Origin of the sequence: Sphingomonas sp. (assembly GCF_036387535.1) — a bacterium.
Classification (GTDB): Bacteria; Pseudomonadota; Alphaproteobacteria; order Sphingomonadales; family Sphingomonadaceae; genus Sphingomonas_R.
The window spans coordinates 1-5,256 of record NZ_DASVTO010000010.1 but is presented as its reverse complement, the minus strand read 5'-3'; the positions used below and the strand labels follow the sequence as shown (position 1 = coordinate 5,256).

General features: G+C 69.1%; 8 protein-coding genes. 1 reads left to right on the top strand and 7 read right to left on the bottom strand.

All coding sequences use genetic code 11. The features are described 5' to 3' along the window. The 4 genes from VF649_RS01515 to VF649_RS01500 form a co-directional block, all read right to left on the bottom strand. On the bottom strand, positions 1–239 hold a 239-nt coding region (locus VF649_RS01515), incomplete at its 3' end, for a periplasmic heavy metal sensor (protein WP_331010191.1). Position 240: 1 nt separating this feature from the next. After that, positions 241–666 (bottom strand): hypothetical protein, encoded by a 426-nt coding sequence (locus VF649_RS01510; protein WP_331010190.1) that lies wholly within the window; start codon positions 664–666, stop codon positions 241–243. Beyond that, positions 663–1,208 carry an RNA polymerase sigma factor gene (locus VF649_RS01505; protein WP_331010189.1) on the bottom strand — a complete coding sequence of 182 codons (546 nt, stop codon included), beginning with the start codon at positions 1,206–1,208 and terminating at the stop codon, positions 663–665. Before VF649_RS01505 ends, VF649_RS01510 begins: the two co-directional genes overlap by 4 nt. 31 nt (positions 1,209–1,239) lie before the next feature. After that, the gene (locus VF649_RS01500) at positions 1,240–1,626 is read right to left on the bottom strand and encodes a signal transduction protein (protein ID WP_331010188.1); all 387 of its coding nucleotides are present in this window, start codon (positions 1,624–1,626) and stop codon (positions 1,240–1,242) included. 111 nt (positions 1,627–1,737) lie between these two features. On the opposite strand from VF649_RS01500, the gene VF649_RS01495 reads away from it, so the two are divergent. After that, a complete protein-coding gene (locus VF649_RS01495) occupies positions 1,738–1,998 on the top strand; it encodes a hypothetical protein (RefSeq protein WP_331010187.1) in 261 nt (86 codons plus the stop codon). Between the two features lie 3 nt (positions 1,999–2,001). On the opposite strand, the gene VF649_RS01490 is transcribed toward VF649_RS01495, so the two are convergent. From VF649_RS01490 to VF649_RS01480, 3 genes are all read right to left on the bottom strand, one after another. Beyond that, the gene (locus VF649_RS01490; protein WP_331010186.1) at positions 2,002–3,957 is read right to left on the bottom strand and encodes a CocE/NonD family hydrolase; all 1,956 of its coding nucleotides are present in this window, start codon (positions 3,955–3,957) and stop codon (positions 2,002–2,004) included. Positions 3,958–4,051: 94 nt separating this feature from the next. Next, the gene (locus VF649_RS01485; RefSeq protein ID WP_331010185.1) at positions 4,052–4,900 is read right to left on the bottom strand and encodes an oxidoreductase; all 849 of its coding nucleotides are present in this window, start codon (positions 4,898–4,900) and stop codon (positions 4,052–4,054) included. Positions 4,901–4,974: 74 nt separating this feature from the next. Further along, positions 4,975–5,256: DCC1-like thiol-disulfide oxidoreductase family protein (locus tag VF649_RS01480; protein ID WP_331010184.1), on the bottom strand; the 282-nt coding region annotated here is incomplete at its 5' end.

The following is a 5,256-nucleotide window of genomic DNA, read 5'->3' as shown; positions in this document are numbered from 1 at the left end:
CGGGCGGCGCGGGCGGCGCGGGCATAGGGACGCGCATCCCGGCGCGCGGCGCGGAGATGGGCGCGGAAGGCGCGGCGCTGATCGCCCTGGAGCGCGTCGCCCGCAAACTGCAGCCCGCGCCGCGCGACCGGGGGACGCCCTTCGCGCAACCAGACGACGCCCGCCCCGATGGTGGCGCCGATCGCCAGGACGTTCAGGATCAACGAGACGAGGAGCAGGATGCGCAGGCGGCGTGACATGTCAGTCGTCTCCGAACGGGGCGACATCCCCGAAAATGGTTTGCGGATCGGCGCGCGGGTGCAGGTCGGGCGTGGTGGCCGGTGCGAGCACCGCCGCCATCGCGGCAGCCCCGGCGCACAGCCCCGCCAGCCCGGTGGCCCCGAAGCCGAGGCCCCAGGTCCAGCGTGGACGCCCGCGCAGTCGGGTATGACGATCGGGCGCGTCGGCCAGGATGCGTGCGGCGAGGCTGGCCGACGCCGTGACGGGCGCGGCACAATCCAGCCAATCGTCCAACCGCCCGGCATCGTGCAGGATCGCCGCCGCCCAGGGTTCGCCCATGACGGACCATGCGGCCGTCCGATCCGCGGCGGGCCAGCGTGCGGGATCGCCGCCATAGGCATCGGCCAGCGCGGCAAAGCGGGCAGGATCGCGTGCGGACCGGGTCATGCATCTTCCTCCGCCAGCGTGGCGCGCAGGCTCCGCCGGCCGCGCGACAACAGGCTTTCCAGCGCATCGACGCTGATCGCCATCACCGTGGCGGCGTCGATGTTCGACAATGATTGATAATAGGTCAGCACGATCGCTTCCCGCTGGCGCGGGGCGAGGCCGGCCAGCGCCCGCGCCATCCGGTCGGCCGCCGCCACGTCGTCCAGCGCGACGTCGGGCAGCGGTGCGGGGTCGATCCCGTCCGGAAGTTCGGGCACCAGGATCGCGCGGCGGCGACGCAGGCGATCACGACAGAGGTTCATCGCGACGCGGTGCAGCCAGGTGTCGAACCGCGCATCGCCCGTCCGCCAGCGCGCCGCATGCCGCCAGACGCGGGTGAAGCAGTCCTGTGCTACGTCCTCCGCCTCCGTCCGGTCGCCCAGCATGCGCGTGGCCAATGCGAGGATGCGCGGCAGCTTGCGCGCGACGAGGTGCCGCATGGCATCGACATCGCCGGCCCCGACACGCGCGACCAGCGCCGCATCCGGGTCCGGCGGGGTCAAGCGCGATCATCCGCCGGGGCCCGCATCGCCGTCAATCGGCCGTGGCGGCCGCCGGCGTGCGCGCGGGGCGGGCCGCGGCGCGTTCGGTGGCGTCGATGCGGCCATCGCCATTGCCATCGACGCGCCGCAGGCGGGCGGCGACCGTTGCGGTGATTTCGGCCCGGTCCAGAAAGCCGTCCTTGTTGGCGTCGAGCATCGCGAAACGCCGCGTGCGCGCGGGGTTCGCGGCCGCCCCGGCGCGACCGCCGGCCGCCCATTCCGCCGCCGAGATCCTGCCGTCGCCGTCCGCGTCCGCAGCCATCATCCGATCGCTCAGCCGTTTTGCGAAGGTCGCGCCGTCGACGCTGGCGCGGGGGGCATCCTGTGCGATCGCGGGCGCGGCCATCGCCGAAAGGATCGCGAGCATGAAAACAGGCATGGGCTTCATCATCAGGTCTCCGTCAGGCATGGACCTGTGGTTGAACGCGGCGGCGCGGCAAATCCGTCGGTCCTGCTTGTGTCGATCGGCACAAGCGGACAGGGATGCACGATGGACCTGGACGCGCTGCTGCATCATTATTTCGGGACGGCCGAGCTGGACCGGCTGGATCCCGCCACCATCGCCGACGGCTGCGAGCGTGCCCGGCTGGCGCTGGGGCTGGAGGCTGAGCCAGGGCGGCGGTTTGCGTTGTGGATGCTGTTGCACGCGCTGGATGCGGCACCGGACCCGTCCGTGGTGTTCAAGGACGCAAAGGCACGCCGGATCGCCGAGGATTATGCCCGCGCCGCAGCGCGGGCAACCGAGGGCTGACGGTCAGGGAACGACCGGCAGCGCGATGTAGCTGGCCTGGCCCGGTGCATGGTAGATGCGCTGCGTCGCCTTGCGATAGTCGGCGGGTTTGGCATCGAAGATGTTCGGCACGAAGGTCTGCGGATTGCGATCGTAGAGCGGGAACCAGCTTGATTGCACCTGCACCATGATGCGGTGTCCGGGCAGGAAGACATGATCCGCATCGGGCAGCGCCAGCGTATAGGGCACCACGGTATCGGCGGGGACCGGCGTCGCCTTCGCCGGATCGTCGCGGTAGCGCGCGCGCAGCACGTCCATCGCGACCGCCAGCTGATAGCCGCCCATTTCCGGCTTCTGCGGCACGGTGTCGGGATAGACGTCGATCAGCTTCACCACCCAGTCGCCATCGGTGCCGCTGGTCGATGCGAACAGATGCGCGACGGCCTGGCCGGCGATCTTGACGGACTGGGTCAGGACCGGCGTGGTGTAGGTGAGGACGTCCGGCCGAGCGGCGGCGAAACGCTGATCATCGACCAGCCATTGCCGCCAGGTCGAACCCGGCGCCCAGGGCGAGAAGTTCGGCCGCGCGCGGTAGGTGACGGGCCTGGCCGGATCGGAGACATATTCGTCATAGCCGGAGCTCGTGGGTGCGGTCCCCAGGACGAGTTTGCTGTCGCCCGCCAGGTAGAGCGGGGTCATGCCGGTCGCGCAGCCGGTGGTGCAGGCGAGCGGCCAATCGGCGTGCCGCCGCCAGACGTTGGTGCCGGTTTCAAAGGCGGTAACCGGCGCGATGTTGGCGGCGGGCGCGCCTTCCTTCAGCTTGCTGTCGAGGAAGGGGATCAGCACATCGCGGCGGAACGTCTTGCCGGTGTCGGACCCCCAGTCGATCCCGCCGAGATGGGTCGCTTCGCCATTGCCCTGCCCATGATGCCAGGGACCGAGCACGAGATGGGCGTTGCCATTGGCACGCGCCTTGGTCGCGGCATAGGCGGCGGGGGCGCCGTAGATATCCTCCTGATCCCACAGGCTGTCGACGAACAGGGTGGGGACGGTCAGCGGCGCCCTGGCCAGCAGCTTGTCGACCGCCTGTTCCTGCCAATAGGCGTCATAGGCCGGATGCTGGAGCAGCCGGTTCCAGAACGGCAATTGCTGCATCCCCATCGCGCGGCCATAGGCGGCGGGAGAACCATAGGCCATGAAGCTGTCATAATCGTCGTACCGGGTGGTGAACCAGTCCTCGCCCGATCCCTTCGTCGCGGTCTGGCCATAGACATAGCTCATCATTTCCTGGCGGAACGCGCCGTTGTGGAACCAGTCGTCGCCTTTCCACACATCGACCATCGGGTTGATCGGAACGGATGCCTTCAGCGCGGGATGCGGGTTGATGAGGCTCATCAACGCGGTGAATCCGTCATAGCTGGTCCCGATCGTGCCGACGCGGCCGTTGGATTCGGGGACATGCTTCACCAGCCAGTCGATCGTGTCATAGGCATCGGTGGCATGATCGACGCGGGTGGGATTGAGCGGCCCGCGCAACGGGCGGTTCATGACATAGTCGCCGCCCGACCCATCCTTGCCGCGCACATCCTGGCCGACGATGATGTAGCCGGCACGCGCAAGTTCGGCATAGGCGGGCGACAGGTTCTGTTCGATCAGCGGACCGCCGCCGCCGCGCGACAGCATGTTGTCGGCGTTGTAGGGTGTGCGATCCAGCATGATCGGACCGCGGGTGACGCCCTTGGGAATCAGGATGACGGTGTGCAGTTTCACGCCATCGCGCATCGGGATCATCACCGTGCGCTTCACATGATCATAGCCGGTGCGGACGGGAACGAACGTCTTCGGGATATCGCCGCCGTCGGGAATCGGCTTGACCAGCTGGACCCTGGCATCCGTCTGCGCCGTGGCGACGGCGGGAAGGAGCGACAGGGTGCCGCCCAGCAAGGCGGCACAGAGCGCGGCGAACGGCTTCGAAATCATGAACGGCCTGTCCTGCGAAACGAGCGGGGAGACCCTAACGAACATCAAAGCCGCACGCGTGTCCACCGTTATCGCCATGTACGGCGTGGCGGGATCAGTCCTCCGGAAAGTCGGTGGCGAGGGCGATGTCGCGCGCGCCTTCGATTTCCGCCAGCCGTTGCTTCAGCGATTTCACGACCGCGTCATGCCCCCAGCGGCCCAGCACCAGGTGGCGCGGCGGGGTGGGGCGTTCGGTGAGGGCGATCATAGCGTCCGCCGCGCGCACCGGGTCACCCGCCTGGGTTCCGCTATAGCCGGCGGTGGTCGCCATGCGCGCGCCGGCGGTATCCGCATAGTCGACGATGTGGTTCGGCGTCTGGCGGAGCGAGCGTCCGGCCCAGTCGGTGCGGAACGGGCCGGGTTCGACGCAGGTGACGCGGATCCCGAGCGGCGCGGTTTCGGCGGCCAGCGCATCCGAAAACCCCTCCACCGCATGTTTGGAGGCGGCATAATAGCCGGAGCCGGGATATCCGACGAAGCCGGCCACCGAACTGATGTTCAGGATATGACCGCTGCGCCGGATGCGCATGCCCGGCAGCACCGCGCGCGTGAGCGCGAACAGGCCGAAGACATTGGCTTCGAACTGCGCGCGGATCTCATGATCGTCGCCTTCCTCGATCGACGCCTGATATCCGTAGCCCGCATTGTTGACGAGCACGTCGATGCGGCCGAACTTCTCCTCCGCGGTCGCGACGACGGCGCTGATCTCGTTACCGATCGTGACATCCAGCGCCATCGCCAGCGCACGGTCCGGTGCTGATTCGGCCAGATCAGCGACGCGGTCGCGGTCCCGCGCCGTCGCGATCACCCGCCAGCCGCGCGCCAGCACCGCGCGGGCCAGGTCCCGCCCGAAACCGGTGGAGCAGCCGGTGATGAACCAAACGGGGGTATCTTCGGGGGCCATGGACAGGTTCCTGTTGCTGAGGGATCAGGGCGGAAACGCGGTGGAGCGCCAGAGGCTCCCCACCCCGGACCGCATCAGCCGCGGCGGCGGGCAAGCGCCTGCAGGCGTGGCCGGTAGTGCAGGAACCGGACATAAGCCCGTTCGAGGAGCGCCAGCACGCGCGGGTTGCGTGCGGCCAGCCCGAGCGGGCGAAGCAGCGGGATCGCGCGCCACATCGCGGCGAACGCGGCGGCGCCGGACAGCATGCGCGTCCCTTCCTGCGCATGGAAGCGGGCGAGCAGATCCGCGCGATCGAGCGGGCAGGCGGTGTCGGCGCGCGCCGCATCGACGAAGCGGATCGCGCCGCGCCGGTCCAG